General features: G+C 74.2%; 16 protein-coding genes. 8 read left to right on the forward strand and 8 right to left on the reverse strand.

The window, feature by feature from the left end; genetic code table 11:
• Positions 1 to 45: 45 nt before the first annotated feature.
• Positions 46 to 1,785 carry a sensor histidine kinase gene (locus ACWEKM_RS42125; protein ID WP_451626596.1) on the reverse strand — a complete coding sequence of 580 codons (1,740 nt, stop codon included), beginning with the start codon at positions 1,783 to 1,785 and terminating at the stop codon, positions 46 to 48.
• A gap of 563 nt (positions 1,786 to 2,348) precedes the next feature.
• Between ACWEKM_RS42125 and ACWEKM_RS42130 the strand changes: the two genes are divergently transcribed.
• Positions 2,349 to 2,816, forward strand: coding sequence for a pyridoxamine 5'-phosphate oxidase family protein (locus ACWEKM_RS42130; RefSeq protein WP_451626597.1), 468 nt, complete (start codon positions 2,349 to 2,351; stop codon positions 2,814 to 2,816).
• A 6-nt stretch (positions 2,817 to 2,822) separates the two neighbouring features.
• Here ACWEKM_RS42130 and ACWEKM_RS42135 read toward each other — a convergent pair whose 3' ends face one another.
• Both ACWEKM_RS42135 and ACWEKM_RS42140 read right to left on the reverse strand, forming a co-directional pair.
• Complete coding sequence (locus ACWEKM_RS42135) at positions 2,823 to 3,263, reverse strand: pyridoxamine 5'-phosphate oxidase family protein (RefSeq protein WP_451626598.1); 441 nt, start codon at positions 3,261 to 3,263, stop codon at positions 2,823 to 2,825.
• Between the two features lie 187 nt (positions 3,264 to 3,450).
• Positions 3,451 to 4,134, reverse strand: coding sequence for a helix-turn-helix domain-containing protein (locus ACWEKM_RS42140; RefSeq protein ID WP_451626599.1), 684 nt, complete (start codon positions 4,132 to 4,134; stop codon positions 3,451 to 3,453).
• A gap of 280 nt (positions 4,135 to 4,414) precedes the next feature.
• Here ACWEKM_RS42140 and ACWEKM_RS42145 point away from each other — a divergent pair, with 280 nt between their 5' ends.
• The 4 genes from ACWEKM_RS42145 to ACWEKM_RS42160 all read left to right on the forward strand — a co-directional run bounded on the left by ACWEKM_RS42145 (position 4,415) and on the right by ACWEKM_RS42160 (position 7,898).
• A complete protein-coding gene (locus ACWEKM_RS42145) occupies positions 4,415 to 4,774 on the forward strand; it encodes an STAS domain-containing protein (protein ID WP_451626600.1) in 360 nt (119 codons plus the stop codon).
• A 108-nt stretch (positions 4,775 to 4,882) separates the two neighbouring features.
• The gene (locus ACWEKM_RS42150) at positions 4,883 to 6,352 is read left to right on the forward strand and encodes a phosphoribosyltransferase family protein (RefSeq protein ID WP_451626601.1); all 1,470 of its coding nucleotides are present in this window, start codon (positions 4,883 to 4,885) and stop codon (positions 6,350 to 6,352) included.
• A 31-nt stretch (positions 6,353 to 6,383) separates the two neighbouring features.
• Complete coding sequence (locus tag ACWEKM_RS42155) at positions 6,384 to 6,704, forward strand: hypothetical protein (RefSeq protein ID WP_451626602.1); 321 nt, start codon at positions 6,384 to 6,386, stop codon at positions 6,702 to 6,704.
• Positions 6,705 to 6,758: 54 nt separating this feature from the next.
• On the forward strand, positions 6,759 to 7,898 hold the full coding sequence (locus tag ACWEKM_RS42160) for a site-2 protease family protein (protein ID WP_451626603.1): 1,140 nt from the start codon (positions 6,759 to 6,761) through the stop codon (positions 7,896 to 7,898).
• 70 nt (positions 7,899 to 7,968) lie between these two features.
• Here ACWEKM_RS42160 and ACWEKM_RS42165 read toward each other — a convergent pair whose 3' ends face one another.
• Entirely contained in the window at positions 7,969 to 10,350 is a 2,382-nt protein-coding gene (locus ACWEKM_RS42165; protein ID WP_451626604.1) for a phosphoketolase family protein, read from the reverse strand.
• Positions 10,351 to 10,398: 48 nt separating this feature from the next.
• On the opposite strand from ACWEKM_RS42165, the gene ppk2 reads away from it, so the two are divergent.
• On the forward strand, positions 10,399 to 11,202 hold the full coding sequence (ppk2, locus tag ACWEKM_RS42170) for a polyphosphate kinase 2 (RefSeq protein ID WP_451626605.1): 804 nt from the start codon (positions 10,399 to 10,401) through the stop codon (positions 11,200 to 11,202).
• A 5-nt stretch (positions 11,203 to 11,207) separates the two neighbouring features.
• On the opposite strand, the gene ACWEKM_RS42175 is transcribed toward ppk2, so the two are convergent.
• Complete coding sequence (locus tag ACWEKM_RS42175; RefSeq protein ID WP_451626606.1) at positions 11,208 to 12,080, reverse strand: universal stress protein; 873 nt, start codon at positions 12,078 to 12,080, stop codon at positions 11,208 to 11,210.
• Positions 12,081 to 12,398: 318 nt separating this feature from the next.
• Here ACWEKM_RS42175 and ACWEKM_RS42180 point away from each other — a divergent pair, with 318 nt between their 5' ends.
• Positions 12,399 to 13,100 (forward strand): response regulator, encoded by a 702-nt coding sequence (locus ACWEKM_RS42180; protein ID WP_451626607.1) that lies wholly within the window; start codon positions 12,399 to 12,401, stop codon positions 13,098 to 13,100.
• A gap of 207 nt (positions 13,101 to 13,307) precedes the next feature.
• Here ACWEKM_RS42180 and ACWEKM_RS42185 read toward each other — a convergent pair whose 3' ends face one another.
• The 3 genes from ACWEKM_RS42185 to ACWEKM_RS42195 form a co-directional block, all read right to left on the reverse strand.
• Complete coding sequence (locus ACWEKM_RS42185) at positions 13,308 to 13,730, reverse strand: Hsp20/alpha crystallin family protein (protein WP_451626608.1); 423 nt, start codon at positions 13,728 to 13,730, stop codon at positions 13,308 to 13,310.
• 212 nt (positions 13,731 to 13,942) lie between these two features.
• Positions 13,943 to 14,386 carry a universal stress protein gene (locus ACWEKM_RS42190; RefSeq protein WP_451626609.1) on the reverse strand — a complete coding sequence of 148 codons (444 nt, stop codon included), beginning with the start codon at positions 14,384 to 14,386 and terminating at the stop codon, positions 13,943 to 13,945.
• A gap of 132 nt (positions 14,387 to 14,518) precedes the next feature.
• Positions 14,519 to 15,508 (reverse strand): CapA family protein, encoded by a 990-nt coding sequence (locus tag ACWEKM_RS42195; protein ID WP_451626610.1) that lies wholly within the window; start codon positions 15,506 to 15,508, stop codon positions 14,519 to 14,521.
• Positions 15,509 to 16,040: 532 nt separating this feature from the next.
• On the opposite strand from ACWEKM_RS42195, the gene ACWEKM_RS42200 reads away from it, so the two are divergent.
• Positions 16,041 to 16,433, forward strand: a 393-nt coding sequence (locus ACWEKM_RS42200; protein WP_451626611.1) for a CBS domain-containing protein, incomplete at its 3' end; no start/stop codon positions are given.

Here is a 16,433-nt window from a genome sequence, read left to right on the forward strand (position 1 = left end):
ACCGTCGTGGCCGGTCGCGCGGTTCCCCGCCCCCCTGCCGGGCGCCTACCGGCGCGCCGGCAGGGGGGCCTGCCAGGTCAGTGTGGCGCCGCCGCCGGGCGTCTCGGTCAGGTCCAGGCGGCCGCCCAACTGCTCGGCCCGTTCCGCCAGGTTGCTCAGTCCGCTGCGCCGACCCTCCGGCGGGATGCCCACGCCGTTGTCGGCAACCGTGAGCCGCACCTCCCGGCCGTCCGTGGCCAGCAGCACCTCGGCCCGGTCGGCGTGGGCGTGCCGGGCGACGTTGGTGAGCGCCTCGGAGAGCACGGCCACGACGTGGTCGGCGATGTCCCGCGGCACTTCGGTGTCGACCAGGCCCTCCATGCGCACACTGGGCGCGAAGCCGAGCACCGGCGCGGCCTCACCGGCCACCCGTACGACGCGGGCCCGCAGCCCGCCGCCGTCGGCCGCGCCTTCACGGGCCCGCAGACCGAAGATGGTCGACCTGATGATCTTGATGGTCTCGTCGAGGTCGTCCACGGCCCGCAGCACCCGTTCGGACGCCTCCGCATGCTCGATGAACCGGCCCGCGCTCTGCAACGTCATCCCGGTGGCGAACAGCCGCTGGATCGCCAGGTCGTGCAGATCGCGGGCGATCCGGTCACGGTCCTTGAGCACCGCGATCTCCTGGGCGTCCTGGCGGCGCTCGGCCAGCTCCATGGCGATCGCGGCCTGGGCGGCGAAGCCCTGGAGGGTCTCGGTCTCCTGCGCCGAGAAGAGCGCCTGCCCCAGCTCGCGCACCAGCAGGACCACGCCCCGCACACCGCCGCCGCCCGTGCCGATGGGGACGGCCACGGCGGGGCCGAGCCCGTCGAACCGCGGGGGCTGCTGGGCGACGCGGTCGTCGTGGGAGACGTCCGCGCTGGTGACCGGCGCGGCGGCGGAGAAGGCCAGCCCCATCAGGCTCTCGTCCATGGGCAGCACCAGCCCGCGGTGCTCGTCCGAGTCCATCCCGACGGCGATCTCCACGGTGAGCGAGCCGGTGTCCTCCATCGGCATCGCGACCACCGCCAGGGCCGAGCCGGTGATCTCCCTGGCCCGGTCGGCGATCAGACCGAGGGCCTGGGCGCGCTCGCTGCCCGCCATCAGGCTGTGGGTGATCTCCGCGTTGGCCTCCAGCCAGCGCTCGCGCAGCCGGGACTCCTCGTACAGCCGGGCGTTGTCGATCGCCACGCCCGCCGCCACGGCCAGCGTGGACAGCACCGACTCGTCCTCCTCGTCGAACTCCGCCCCGCCGCGTTTCTCGGTCAGGTACAGATTGCCGAAGACCTGGTTGCGGACCCGGATCGGGACGCCGAGGAAGGTGTTCATCGGCGGGTGGTTCGGCGGGAAGCCGTAGGACGCCGGGTGCTGGGAGATCTTCGCCAGCCGCAGCGGCTCGGGAAGACGGATCAGCTCGCCCAGGATGCCGTGCCCTTCCGGGAAGGCGCCGATCTCGCCGATCTGCTCCTCGGTGACGCCGACCGTGTGGAAGGCCGACAGCCGTCTGCCGTCCGGCCCGATCACGCCGAGGGCGCCGTACTCGGCGTCGACCAGCACCGCCGCGGCCTCCACGATGGAGTGCAGGGCCTGTTCGAGATCCAGTTCCCGGCCGACCGAGAGCACCGCCTCCAGCAGGCTGTGCACGCGGTCGCGCGTGCCACGGGCCGCGTCGATGCGTGCCTGCAACTCCTCCAGCAGTTCGTCCAGTTTCAGCTGCGGCAACCGGACGCGGGCCTCCTGGAACTCGTCCTCGTCTGAGCTTCCCACCTGCGTTCCTCCGCTCCCCTCGCCTCGTGGGCACTGCCCAGCCCGTCATGTGCCACGGTAATGGTCCACGGCCCGGGACGGTACGGAAACCGGCCCGTAACCGCGTTCTGGCGACCGCCCCGGGCCGGCCCCTGTGCCGCCGCCCGCCGCAGCGGGGACGGTGTCAGGGCCGCCCGGCGCGCCACAGGGGGCCGGTCGGCCCTGGTGAGGAGGGTGCGGCAGCGGCGACAGTAGGGGCAGGAGCGGCACCGATCCCCCGCGGTGCCGCTCCGCCCGTACCCGGTGCCGCAGCACCCGAATCCGGTGCCGCAGCGCCTGTACCCGGTGCCGCAGCGCGGCCCGAATCCGGTGTCGCGGCACCGCCGTTGCCCGCCGTCGGGCCGTCCGGGACGGGACCCGTCGGCGGGGCTCGGCCGTTCGCGCGAAGGTCGCTTCCCGGGCCGAAAGGCCCTAGCGAAACCGCCCGCGGCGCGGTTCGAATGATCTGTCCGATCCGTCCATGGCCGCTTCCGGCGTCATCGCAGCACCGTGAAGCGAGCCGCGCACCCGTACGGAAAGCCGCGATGACCAGCACTGACGACCGACCCCGCCGGAGCGTCGACCTCGACCGCGCCGAAGCCCTGCGGCTGCTCGGCAGCGTGTCGCTGGGCAGGATCGTCTTCACCCGGCACGCGCTGCCCACGATCCGCCCGGTCAACCACGTCCTGGACGGCGGCGACATCGTCATCCGCACCCACGAGGGCGCGGAGCTGACCTCGCACGCCCGGTGGGCCGACGGCACGGGCGTGGTCGTCGCGTACGAGGCCGACGCCATCGACCCGGACACGCACCTGGGCTGGAGCGTGGTGGTCACCGGCTACGCCCGGCTGGTCACCGACCCGGACGAACTGGCCCGCTACCAGCGGCTGCTGCACCCCTGGGTGGCGCGCACCATGGACCACGCGGTCCGCATCCGGCCGGATCTGGTCTCCGGGATCCGCCTCGTCGCGGACGGCCGCGCGCCGTCCCGGTCCGTGCCGGAGCCCGGGTGACGGCGCTCAGGGGGCGAGGTCAAGGCCGTACAGGGTGCGGCCGCCGACCAGTTCCCGCCCGGTGACCAGTTCCGGCGCGATGCGTACGAAGACCTCGTGCGGCGCGGGCGCCCAGGAGCGCGGGCCGGTGCGCGCCAGCCGTTCCTGTTCGGCGGCGTCGGTGACCACGGTGGCCGCGCCGGTGACGACGACGCTCCAGCCGGACTGTGCGTCCGGGTCGACCTGGTCGGCCTCGAAGGCGACCACCGATCCGTGGATCGCCCGCACCAGCTCCGAGGCCGCGGAGGTGCGCAGCAGCACGGTGCCGTCGCCCTCCAGGGAGAAGTTCACGGGAAGCACCGCCGGCAGGGCCTGACGTGTGTGCACGATGCGGCCGACGGGCACCTTCGCCAGCAGCCGCAGGCACTCCTGCCGGTCCAGCTCGCGGAATCCGTCGTTCGCGTACATTCTCGTCCGCCTCTCACCTGGGTACGGCCGGGCCCTGTCACCCGGGTACGGCCGTGGCACGTCCATCCTCCGTGGGGACCCTGATGCGGCACGAGGGCCGTCGGTCCCGGAACCGCCCGGCGAACGGCCCCGCTTGGAACGATCCGGGCGCCGCTCGGGGCGATCCGGGTGCCGGGCCGGTCCCGGCTCAGACCGTGATCCGGCGGCCGGTGAGGGTGTACGGGTCGATACGCACCCACAGGTTCCTCCTGCCGCCCGCCCACGGCGTGCTGTACGCCCGGGCCGCGAGCCGACGCTCCTGCTCGGGGTCCGTGACGGTCCGGGCGTGTCCGCGCGCCAGCACGCTCCAGCCGCGGCTGAACGCGTCGTCGATGTGGTCGACCTCGAAGGCGACCTGGCAGCCGGCCGCCAGCGCCGGTGTGGTGCCATGTGCGGTCCGGAAGACGATCGTGTCGTCGACGACGCTGTAGTTGACGGGCACGATCACCGGGCCGGAGGCCGTGGGCACACCGAGCCTGCCCACGCCGTGCGACGACAGCAGGGAGCGGCACTCGTCCGCGCTCAGCTCCGTGAACGCGGGGGCGCGCGCGGCCCGTCCGGGGCCCGGCGGCAGGTTCACCGTGCCGCCCGTGAGGTCGTTCACCGTCGTCTGCAGGACCTCGGCCAGCCGCATGAGGGTGCCGCTGCCCGGCGCCGCGCCGGGATGCTCCTCCAGGTAGCGGAGATAGCCGGGCGCCATGCCGGCGCGCACGGCCGTCTCCCGCCGCGACAGTCCGAGCCGGGTCCGCCGGGCTGCCAGCCGTCGGCCCAGGTCGCCCAGGGGCGTGCCCTCCGCCACATTCGTCCGGGAGTGTTCGGCCATGGCCGTCATCTCCTCTCGTCAGGCGGCCCGAACGGCCACTTCGTGCTGCTCCACGCCGGGCACCCCCGGGTGCGCGCCGGTCTCGGCGGCCCGTGCGAAGACGCCGTACACCTCCCCGGATCCAGCTTGTCCGCGGGCCGGGGGCCGCGCTTGGGCCGGTCGGCCCCCTTGCCCGGCCGACGGGGCCCGCCGCGAGCGGGGCCCGGCGGGGCCGATGGACCCGGCGGGCCCCTCGACAGGTACCGACCGGCCCTTCCGTCCGACCCGCTGCATGGGTTTCCCTCTTGGCATGACCGACTACCGGACCGGTTCCGGCCCGTCGCATGCGGCGCGGGTCGTCGACGGGGCGACCGTCGTGACGCTGCACGGCGAGATCGACCTGCTGGTCGCCCCGCCGCTCTCGGCACGGCTCGACGCACTGACCGCCGGGTACCGTCCCGACCTGGTACTGGATCTGCGCTCGGTCGAGTTCATCGACTGCGCCGGTCTTGGCGTGCTGTGCCGAGCCCGCAACCGGGTGCACGACCGGGCCGGCCGGCTGCGACTGGTCACCGACAGCGCCGCCTTCAGGCGGCTGCTGCGGGCCACGGGTCTGACAGACGTCTTCGAGGTGCATCCACGGCTGCCGGCCCTGCTCCATGACGGCTGACGCGACCAGGACGCTGCCGACCCGACGGGGGCGCTGCCGGCCTGGCCGGGGCGCGCTCCCGTGGAGTGCGGTGGTGGTCCGCGGGGCGGGCGCGCAAGGAGGTGCCGCATGCGATTCGAGGACCGCGCCGACGCCGGACGCCGCCTGGCCGGGCGGCTCGAACGGCTGCGCGGCGCGGACGCGATCGTGCTCGGGCTGCCGCGCGGCGGCATCCCGGTGGCGTACGAGGTGGCCCGGGCGCTCGCCGCGCCCCTGGACGTGCTGGTGGTCCGCAAGCTGGGCGTGCCCTGGCAGCCGGAACTGGGGTTCGGCGCGATCGGCGAGCGGGGCGTACGGGTCCTCAACGACGACATCGTCGCGGACTGCCGCCTCGGACCGGGCGAGCTGGCCGCCGTCGAGGAGCACGAACGGGCGGAACTGGAACGTCGGCTGCGCCGGTACCGGGCCGGCCGCGATCCGGTGCCGGTGCCCGGGCGGACCGTGGTGATCGTGGACGACGGGGTGGCCACCGGCGCCACCGCCAAGGCCGCCTGCCGTGTCGTACGGCACGCGGGTGCGGCCCGGATCGTGCTCGCCGTCCCGGTCGGTCCGCAAGCGACGCTCGCCCGGCTGCGGGACGTGGCCGACCAGGTCGAGTGTCTGATGACACCGCGTCATCTCGGCGCGGTCGGCGCCTGGTACCACGACTTCGCCCAGACCGGTGACGACGAGGTCGCCGCGCTGCTCGGCCGGGCCGGGCGCCCCGCGCCCGCCGTCGGCCCGCATCCGCCCAACCGGGAGGTCGAGGTGCCGGCCGGGAGGGTGCGGCTGGCCGCCCGGTTCGTGCTGCCCGACCGCGCCCCGGCCGTGGTGGCGTTCGCGCACGGCAGCGGCAGCGGCCGGCACAGCCCGCGCAACCGCTATGTGGCCGCCGTCCTGAACCGGGCCGGTCTGGGCACGCTGCTGCTCGATCTGCTCACCGAGGACGAGGAGCGCGACCGGCACAACGTGTTCGACATCGTGCTGCTGGCCCGCCGGCTGCAGGGCGCGTCCGACTGGCTGCGCCGGGAGACCGCCCTGCCCGTCGGCTACTTCGGCGCGAGCACCGGTGCGGGGGCGGCGCTGGAGGCCGCCGCCGACGACCCCGGCATCGGCGCCGTCGTCTCCCGCGGCGGCCGTCCCGACCTCGCCTCCCCCGCCGCGCTGGCCCGGGTCCGGGCCCCGACGCTGTTGATCGTTGGCAGTCTCGACACCCGGGTGCTGAGCCTGAACCGGCTGGCCGCGGACTGGCTGCGCTGTGAGCACCGGCTGGCCCTCGTGCCGGGCGCGACCCATCTGTTCGCGGAACCCGGCACCCTGGCCACGGCCGCCGCCCTCGCCCGCGACTGGTTCACCACACACCTCAGCCACCCGGGTACGACCAGCCCGGACACGGTCTGCCCGGACACCGTCAACGGGCCGGACGCAGCAGGCCCCAGCACCGAGCGACCCGAAGCCACCAGGTCCGATACCACCGGACCCGATACCACCGGACCCGATACCACCGGACCCGAAGCCGACCGCCCGGACGCCGACCCGCCCCCACCGCGCACTGCCTGATCCGGCCACGCTCGATGGCGCCCGCTCGTACGTGCTCGTCGGCGCCGTCGCCGCGGCCGGTCTCGCGGCGACGGCGGTGACCGGGCCGCTGCTCGCGCGGCTCGTGGACCGGCACGGGCAGGCCCGGGTCGCCGTACCGGCCGCGGTGTGCGCGGTGCCGGGCAGCCTCGCCCTGCTGCCGTGCGTGCGCCACGACGCCGCGAGCCGGACCCTGTTCGCCGCGTACGCCGCCGGGTGCCGGCCGGCCCTGTCCGCTTGCCGCACGGCGCCGGACAATGGACGTACCGCGGGAAGTGCTCCGCGGGGCGCGAAGCCGCCCGGGCCCCGGTCCGCCGGGCGAGCGAGGACTTAGAGGATTTGACGAGGACTTGAGGGACCGGGAGCCGGAGGGCAAGGCGAGAGGTTCATGAAGGAGACGCTGTCCCTCGGCCGGATCGCCGGCGTACGCGTCGGGCTGCACTGGAGCGTGCTGGTCATCGTCGTGCTGGTGACGCTCGCCCTGGCCCGGGGCCGCTTCCCCGCGGCCCACCCGGGCTACTCCCCCGCGGTCTACTGGGCGCTCGCCCTGCTGACCGCGGTGGCCTTCCTCGCCTCGCTGCTGGCCCACGAACTCGCGCACGCGGTGGTCGCGCGGCGGGCCGGCGTCCAGGTCGACGGCATCACCCTGTGGATGCTGGGCGGCGCGGCCCGGCTGCACGGTGAGGCGCCGTCGCCGGCCGCGGAGCTGCGCATCGCGGGCGTGGGTCCGCTCACCAGCGCTCTGGCCGGCGGTGTATTCGCCGGGCTGGCGGTGTGGCTGGCGGCGCTCCGCGTCACCGGGCTGCTGGTGGAGGCGGTGGCCTGGCTGGCCGCGATCAACCTCGTGCTGGCCGTGTTCAACGCGCTGCCCGCCGCTCCGCTGGACGGCGGTCGGCTGCTGCGGGCGTTCCTGTGGCACCGCACCGGCGACCGGCTGCGGGCCACCCGGGGTGCCTCGGCCGCCGGGCGGGGGCTGGGCTGGTTCCTGGTGGCGGCCGGTTTCGCCGCCGTCCTGTTCGCCGGGAACCTCTCGGGTCTGTGGTCGGCCCTGATCGGCTGGTTCCTGATCGCGGCGGCGACCGCGGAGGTGCGGCAGGCGGAGATGCAGGGCCTCCTGAAGGGCGTGCCGGTCGGCCGGGTCATGACCCCGGACCCGGTCACGATCCCGTCCTGGACGACCATCGCCGGCTTCCTGGCCGAGGGTCCCTTCGGCCCCTACCGGCACTCCGCCTTCCCCGTCCGCGCGCCGGACGGCTCGGTGGCCGGGCTGTTCATCATGTCCATGGCCGAGCGGACTCCGGACCGGGCCCGGTCCCGGACGACGGTGGGCGATGTGATGCGCCGCCTGCCGGACGTCGTGACGGTCGCCCCCGACGAACCGGTCGTGGATCTGCTGCCCCGGCTCCAGGAGAGCGCCGTCCGCCGGGCCCTGGTCCTCGACGGCGACCGGCTGGTCGGCATCGTCACCCTCGCCGACATCACCCGCGCCCTGACCTGGCCGACCGCGGCGCCTCGACAGCCGCTCTGAGGCGAACACGGCCACCCCTGCCCGCCCGCGGGCCGGGGAGCCCGAGCGGGTTCCCCGGCCCGGGGCGCCGTCAGGCGGTCCAGCTCCACTCCGCGACCTCGGGCAGATCGGCGCCGTGCTCGCGGATCCAGGCGTGGTGGCGGGTACGGGCGTCCACCATCGCCTGGCGCACCCCGGCGGCGCGCACGGCGAGCCCGGGGACCCGGTCGATGACGTCCATGACCAGCCGGAAGCGGTCGAGGTCGTTGCGGACCACCATGTCGAACGGGGTGGTCGTGGTGCCGGACTCCTTGTAGCCGCGCACGTGCAGGTTGCCGTGCCCGCGTCGGCGGTAGGCGAGCCGGTGGACCAGCCACGGGTAGCCGTGGTACGCGAAGACGACCGGCTTGTCGGCGGTGAACAGGCCGTCGTACTCGAAGTCGGTCATCCCGTGCGGGTGATCCTCGTGCGGCAGCAGCCGGGTCATGTCGACGACGTTGACGACGCGCACGGCGAGCTGGGGCAGATGCCGGCGCAGCAGTTGGGCTGCGGCCAGCACCTCCTGCGTGGGCACATCGCCCGCGCAGCCGAGCACCACGTCGGGTTCGGCGCCGTTCTCGGTGCCCGCCCACTCCCAGATCCCGGCGCCGCGGGCGCAGTGGACGCGGGCCTGGTCCATGGACAGCCAGTCGAAGCACGGCTGTTTGCCGGCCACGATGACGTTGACGTAGTCGCGGCTGCGCAGGGCGTGGTCGGCGACGGACAGCAGCGTGTTGGCGTCCGGTGGCAGATAGACGCGGACGACCTCGGGGCTCTTGTTGAGGACGTGGTCGACGAAGCCGGGGTCCTGGTGGGAGAAGCCGTTGTGGTCCTGCCGCCACACATGTGAGGTCAGCAGGTAGTTGAGGGAGGCGACCGGTGCCCGCCATGGCAGCTCGCGGGATGTCTTGAGCCACTTGATGTGCTGGTTGACCATCGAGTCGACGATGTGCACGAACGCCTCGTAGCAGGAGAACAGCCCGTGCCGGCCGGTCAGCAGATAGCCCTCCAGCCAGCCCTGGCACAGGTGCTCGGAGAGGATCTCCATCACCCGGCCGTGCCGGTCCAGGTGTTCGTCCACCTCAAGGGTCCGCTCCTGCCATGCCTTCCCGCTGGCCCCGAAGACGGCGTCGAGCCGGTTGGAGGCGGTCTCGTCCGGGCCGACCAGCCGGAAGTCCCGGCGGTCCCGGGTGTCCGCCATGATCTGTGCGAGGAGGTTGCCGAGCACCCGGGTCGGTTCGTGCAGGCTCGCGCCCGGCTTGTCCACGGGTACGGCGAAGTCGTCCAGGGAGCGGATCGGCAGGTCGCGGACGAGGAGGCCGCCGTTGGCGTACGGGGTGGCACCGAGCCGCGCCGGTCCGGCCGGGACGCAGGCGAGGACGTCGGCGGCCGGCCGGCCGGTCGCGTCGAACAGTTCCTCGGGCCGGTACGAGCGCAGCCACGCCTCCAGTTGCCGCAGATGCCCGGGGTTCTCCCGGACGCCGGGCAGCGGGACCTGGTGGGCGCGCCAGGTGCCCTCGACCGGTACGCCGTCGACCTCGGCGGGCCCGGTCCAGCCCTTGGGGGTGCGCAGCACGATCACCGGCCAGTGGACGCGCTCGGTGCGGCCCTCGTCGCGGGCGGCGCGCTGCGCCCGGCCGATGCGGTCCAGGGCCTGGTCGAACGCGGCGGCCAGGGCGCGGTGCACCTGCGCCGGGTCGTCGCCGGACACCTGGATCGGCTCGTGTCCGTAGCCGCGCAGCAGCGCGTCCAGTTCGGGCTCGGGCAGCCGGGCGAGCACGGACGGGTTGGCAATCTTGTAGCCGTTGAGGTGGAGGATCGGCAGGACGGCGCCGTCGTGCACCGGGTCGAGGAACTTGTCGGAGTGCCAGGAGGCGGCCAGCGGGCCGGTCTCCGCCTCACCGTCGCCGATGACGCAGGCGACCAGCAGATCGGGGTGGTCCAGGGCGGCGCCGTAGGCGTGGGCCAGTGAATAGCCCAGTTCGCCGCCCTCGTGGATCGAGCCGGGCGTCTGGGGGGCGACATGGCTGGGCACGCCGCCGGGGAAGGAGAACTGCCTGAACAGCCGCGCCATCCCGGCCGCGTCGCGCGGCACGTCCGGATAGGTCTCGCTGTAGCTGCCCTCCAGCCAGGAGTTGGCCACGACGGCGGGCCCGCCGTGCCCGGGGCCCCAGACGCACAGGGCGTCGAGGCCGCGTGCCTTGATCACCCGGTTGAGGTGGGTGTACACGAGGTTGAGTCCGGGTGAGGTGCCCCAGTGGCCGAGCAGCCGCGGTTTGATGTGTTCGGGGCGCAGCGGCTCGGTGAGCAGCGGGTTGGCGAGCAGATAGATCTGTCCGGCCGCGAGATAGTTGGCGGCCCTCCAGTGCGCGTCCAGGGTGCGCAGTTCCTCGTCGGAAAGTACGGTGGCGTCCTGGTGTTCGACAGGGGGCATGGGGGCTCCGGAAGTCATCGGCACGGGTCATCGGCGGGCGGAGGCGGCATGGCCGGCAAGCAGGCGCGAAGGCTGCCGCGCAAGACGTACGAGACGGAACTGCTGCGGCTGCAGACGGAGTTGGTCAAGCTCCAGGAGTGGGTGCGCACGCAGGGCGCGCGCCTCGTCGTCATCTTCGAGGGGCGGGACGCGGCGGGCAAGGGGAGCACCATCAAGCGGGTCACGGAGTACCTCAACCCGCGGATGGCGCGGATCGTGGCGCTGCCGAAGCCGACCGAGCGCGAACGCACCCAGTGGTACTTCCAGCGGTATGTGGAGCATCTGCCGGCCGCCGGGGAGATCGTGCTGTTCGACCGGTCCTGGTACAACCGGGCCGGTGTCGAGCATGTGATGGGCTTCTGCACCAGGGAGGAGTACCAGCTGTTCCTGCGGCAGTGCCCGATCTTCGAGCGGATGCTGGTGGAGGACCGGATCCTGCTGCGCAAGTACTGGTTCTCGGTGAGCGACACGGTGCAGGAGGAGCGGTTCCGGCGGCGGCTGGACGATCCGGTGCGGCGCTGGAAGCTGTCGCCGATGGACCTGGAGTCGATCACCCGTTGGGAGGCGTACTCCCGGGCGAAGGACGAGATGCTGGTCCACACGGACATCGCCGAGGCGCCGTGGTATGTCGTCGAGAGCGATGACAAGCGCCGGGCGCGGCTGAACATGATCGCGCACCTGCTGGGCTCGCTGCCGTACCACGAGGTGCCCCCACCGGTGCTGGAGCTGCCGCAGCGGCCGCCGGCGACGGGCTACGAACGCCCGCCGCGCGATCTGCAGACCTATGTCCCCGACCATGCGGCGGGCCTGTGAGCCGCTCATCCCGGCTGTGGGACGACGGCGACCGGGCAGGCGGCGTGGTGCAGCACGCCGTGGGCGACCCGGCCGAGCCGTGGCCCGAAGTGGCCGCCGCGGTGCCTGGCCCCGACGACCAGCAGGTCGGCGGCGGCGGAGAACTCGGCCAGTACCCGCCGGGCCGGTCCCTCGACGGTGTGCCGGTGCGTCTGCACGTCGGCCGGCGCCTGCCGCAGCGCCTCCTCCAGCGCGTCGGCGGCCAGTTGCTCGTACAGCCGGGCGGGTTCGTCGGCGAACAGCGGGCTGTCGGCGCTCTCGAGGGCGGGTGCCTGCCAGGCCCGTACGACGTCCAGCGGCACCCCGCGCAGCCGTGCCTCGTCAAAGGCGAAGTGCAGGGCGGCCGAGTCGGCGGGCTTCTCGCCGACGCCGACAACGATCCGGCCGCGTGTCCCGGTGCCGGCCCCGTCGTCGGGGCCGCCGGACACCACGATCACCGGGCCGTGCGCGTGGCCGGCGACCGTCATGGCGACCGAGCCGAGCAGCGCCTCGGCCAGGCCGGTGCGACCGCGGGAGCCCACGACCACCGCGGCGGCGAAGCGGCTCTCCCGGACCAGCGCGTACTCCGGTTCCTCGGGCAGCGTCTCGACGGCGACCTGCAGCCCGTCCTGGCGGCGCCGGGCGCGCAGCGCGGCGGTCGCGAGGATGTGCTCGCCGATGAGCTGCTCGGGCGGCCTGCCGAGGTCCTGGGCGAGCGAGGCGCCCTCGTAGCGCTCCCACAGGGAGCCGTACACCAGTCTGAGCGGCGCCCGGCGCAGCGCGGCCTCGTCGGCCGCCCAGTCGACCGCCCGCAGGCTGTGCTCGGAGCCGTCGACGCCGACGACGACCGGCCGGTCCATCGCCGTCACCGTCCCGTGCTCGGGTCGACGGCGGTCCGGGCGCGGGTGCCGGGGGTCCGGGGGATGCTCCGGGTGCGCGGGCCGAGGGTGCGGGCCATGGCTTGTCCACCTCCGCGGTAGGGGGATGCGATCCGGTCCCAGCCTGGTGGTCACGGGGCGCTGCGGGGCAGGGGCCGCTGGTCCCGCGACGGGTCCGCCCGGCCCGTGCGGCGGCCGGGGTGACGGGGCCGGTCGGCCCTGGTGCAATCGGGACGGACGGGCGATGATCCTTGTCGTGGGCAGTTTGCCGTCTGCTTTCCACCCGGGATCGAGGGGCGCATGACCGAGACACGCACATTCACGGAGCAGAACCCCATCCGGGTGTTCCTGCTGGACGACCACGAGGTCGTACGGCGCGGGCTGGCCGATCTGCTCGATTCCGAGCCCGACATCACGGTGGTCGGCGACGCGGACACGGCCGGGCACGCCATCGTCCGCGGTCCGGCGCTGCGCCCGGACGTCGCCGTGCTCGATGTGCGCCTCCCGGACGGCGACGGCATCACCGTCTGTCGCGAACTGCGCGACCGTATGCCGGACGTGGCCTGTCTGATGCTGACGTCGTTCGACGACGAGGACGCGCTGCTCGACGCCATCATGGCCGGCGCCTCGGGCTATGTCCTCAAGCAGATCAAGGGCTCCGACCTGGTCTCGGCGGTGCGGACCGTCGCCTCGGGCCAGTCGATGCTGGACCCGGCGACGACGGCCCGGTTGATGCGCTCCCTGCGTTCGGATCCCGCGGAGGATGCGGCCGTGCCGTCCGAACTGGCGAGCCTGTCGCCGCGCGAGCGGGACATCCTCGCGCTGATCGGGGACGGGCTGACCAACCGGGAGATCGGCAAGAGGCTGTATCTGTCGGAGAAGACCGTCAAGAACCACATCTCGCGGCTGCTGGCCAAGCTGGGCGTGCAGCGGCGGGTGCAGGCCGCGGTCCTCGCCTCGCAGCTGGATCAGCCGGAGCCGGGCGGGCGCCCCGCCGAGTGACGGCCCCGGGCCCGGCAGCGGCCCGGCAGCGGCCCGGCGGGACCGGTGCGGGCCCGCCGGGCGGCGATCAGGCGCCGAATCTGCCCGATCAGGCGCCGAATCTGCCGCGGGCGGACCCGGTGACTCTCATCAGCGACGTTCCCGGGGTCGGTGACGTTCCCGGGGCCGCGGATCGGTCTCTACGACCCGATGCGCCCCATCAGGCCATCAGGCGCCGTGGTGGATCTCGACGTGCTTGGCCTCGGCCTTCTCGCTGCCCAGGCCCACGCTGACGGTGAGGATGCCGTCGGTGTAGTCGGCCCTGACGTCGTCCTCGTCGGCTCCCGGCGGCAGCGTGACACTGCGGCTCATGGTGCCGTAGCGGATCTCGCTGCGGTTCTTCTCCACGTCCCGTTCGGTGCGTTCGGCCTTGACGGTCAGCATCCCGTCGCCGATGACCACGTCGATGTCCTCGTGGGACAGGCCGGGCAGCTCCGCCCGCAGGACGTAGCGGCCCTCCTCCAGGTAGTCCTCGACACGGACCGTGTACAGGTCGCCCATGGTCGGCATCGCGAACCGCGCGGGGAAGGTCTCGAACCACTCGGGAATCTCCGGGAAGGAGAACCTCTGCCTGCGTGTCAGTGTCGTCATCGCCGTACCTCCTCGGCCGTGGTTGCCGCTGCTGACACTTCCAGTGCACCGCGTGACCGCACGGCCCGCTGAGGCCGAACAGCCCATGTCCGGGGCCCCAAGGTCCCTTCCGTGCGGTGCGGGCACCGCTCGCGACGCCCACCGCACCCGCGTCACCGAGGACTCCACCCGGCCGTCCAAGGGGTCCGCGACCCGTACGGGCGTGCGCACGGTCACGGCGCGTCGGCGCGCACGATCACGACGGGGCAGCGCGCGTGCTGTGCGAGGTGCTGGCTGACGGAGCCCAGCAGGGCGCGGGCGAAGCCGCGCCGCCCGTGGCTGCCGACGACGAGGGCCTCGGCGCCCTCGGCCGCCCGCAGCAGCACCTCCACCGGATGGCCGCGCACCAGCAGTGCCCTGACCGCGCCCGCGGCCTCGGCACCGAGTGCCTCGCGCAGTTGCTCGGCGAGCCGTTGCCGGGCGTTCTCCTCGTCGAAGTCGGTGTCGACGGGGGGAGCCGACCAGGTCTCGATCCCCGACAGCTCCCATGCGGCCACCGCGTCCACGCGACCGCCGACGAGGCCCGCATAGCGTACGGCCCAGCGCACCGCCGCGTACGAGGACGGCGAACCGTCGACGCCCACCACGATGCGCGGCACCGAGACTTCCGTGTCCATCCGTGCCACCTCTCCTGCGGCCCGCCGCCCGCCGCGCCGTCCGTGCCCTCCCCTCCACGCTGCGGGACGCCGGGCCGCCCCGCCACAGAAAGCGGCCCGGGGCGGGGTATCCGGATGGCCCGGCGTGCGGCGTCAGCCCGCCCGGGCCGCCGACCGCGACCAGGTGACGGCGAGCCGCTCGCCCTCGTCGACGACGTCGGTGCCCAGTTCGGCGCAGACGCGTTTCAGCCGGTCGGCGATCCAGGCGTACTCCGCCCGGTCGGCGAGGCGGGTGTGGCAGTGGTCCAGGGCGAGGGGGACGGCCTCGGTGCGCAGCGGGCCGTGCTCGTCGAGGGTGACCAGCCAGAGCAGGCCGAGGTCGTTGCGGAGCGCCGGGTGGACGGCGTAGTCGTCGATGAAGTCGCCGAGATCGAACAGGACATGCCGGGTGAAGCCGTGGAAGACGTGTGCCGAGTGCCCGACGACGAGGTCGGCCCCGGCCTCGGTGAGGGCGGGCGCGGCACCGCGGACATGCGGGACCGGGCGCGCGGTCATGTTCGGCCCCCAGTGGGCGCTGACCAGCACCAGGTCCGTCTGCTCGGCCAGGGTGCCGATGGTGTCGGTGAGCCATCGGGGGACGTCCCGGTGCCAGAGGTCGGCGTAGGCCACGCCGGGACGGTCGGTGTCCGCGGCGAACTCGGCGGGGTGGTCGGTGACGGCGACCACGCCGACGCGCAGCCCGCCGGCCTCCAGGCGGAGCGGGGCGCGGGCCTCGGTGACGTCAGGTCCGGCCCCGACGCTGCGGATACCCGCCCGGGCCAGCCGGGTCCGGGTGTCGTCGAGCGCGTCGGGGCCGTAGTCGAGGGCGTGGTTGTTGGCCAGGATCGCCACGTCGACGCCCAGTCCGGCCAGCACGTCGGCGGCGCGCGGCGGGGCGCGGAAGAAGAAGGTCTTTCCGGGCAGTTCCACGGGGCTGCCCCGGTCGGAGACGCAGCATTCGAGGTTGAGCAGGAAGAGGTCGGCGTCCCGTACGGCGTGCTGCACCGCGGGGCTGAACAGCGGGCGGGGGTTCTTGTGGGCGAGGGCTTCGGCGACGTCCCGGCCGAGCATGGCGTCGCCGGCCAGGGCGAGGGTGACGGCCATGACACGCACCTCCGCTCGTTCGCCCGGTACCGCTGTTCCGCGGGCGCCCTTGGCGGGCCGGGCCGGGCCGGGCGGCGGTCCCGGTCCGCGGGGATCGGGCTCCGTGCACGTCCTGGGGCGGGAGGCGGGCCCGCGCGGCCGTCCTGGGAACGCGGGACGACGGGCATCGCCGTCCCGTGTTCCCGCGCGCGGGCCCGCCCCACACCGCCCGCGAGGCGTCACCACCGCCCCGCACCGTCACCCTGCACGGGCGGAACGTGGTGCCGCGGTGTCGGGGTGCCCGAGGGAGGGGCGCCGGCACCGCGGATCTCCCGGGCCTGGGCCCACCGTCGCACCCGGTCCGCCACCGCTGTAGGGGCCGAACGGCCCGTGCGCCGGGGCCGATCGCCCCCACGGTGCCCCGCGGGCCGCACCGGCCTCCCCGCCGGGCCCGCCCGCGCCACGGTGCCGAGGGCCGTGCGGCCCCATGACAGACGGCGACCGGGCACGGAGGGTGGAAGGGAGCGGGACGCACCGTGCGAAGGAGGCCGCCGTGACCGGAGTGCCCGAGGACGCCGTGACCGAGCGGCTGTCGGTGCGGGACCTGATGAGTGCCGCGCCGTACGCCCTCGACGAGAACGAGTCCGTGCTGATCGCCTGGGAGGTCCTGGAGAGGTCGGGGCAGGGGCATCTCCCCGTCGTCCGCCGGGACGGCTGCTGCGCCGGTGTGCTGGGGCGCGCCGAACTCGCCCTGGTCTGCGCCGGACCCGCGGCGGCGCTGTCCCGCCGCAGGCTGCGCGATCTGCTCCGCGGCCGGCGCACGGCGGCCGTGCACGCCGAGGACTCGGCGCGACGCGCGGCCGCCGTCATGGCGCAGGAGGGCACGGGCGCACTGCCGGTGACCGATGCGCACGGGCGCCTGGTCGGACTGCTCAGCGCCGCGGAC

Source organism: Streptomyces sp. NPDC004752 (assembly GCF_053601275.1).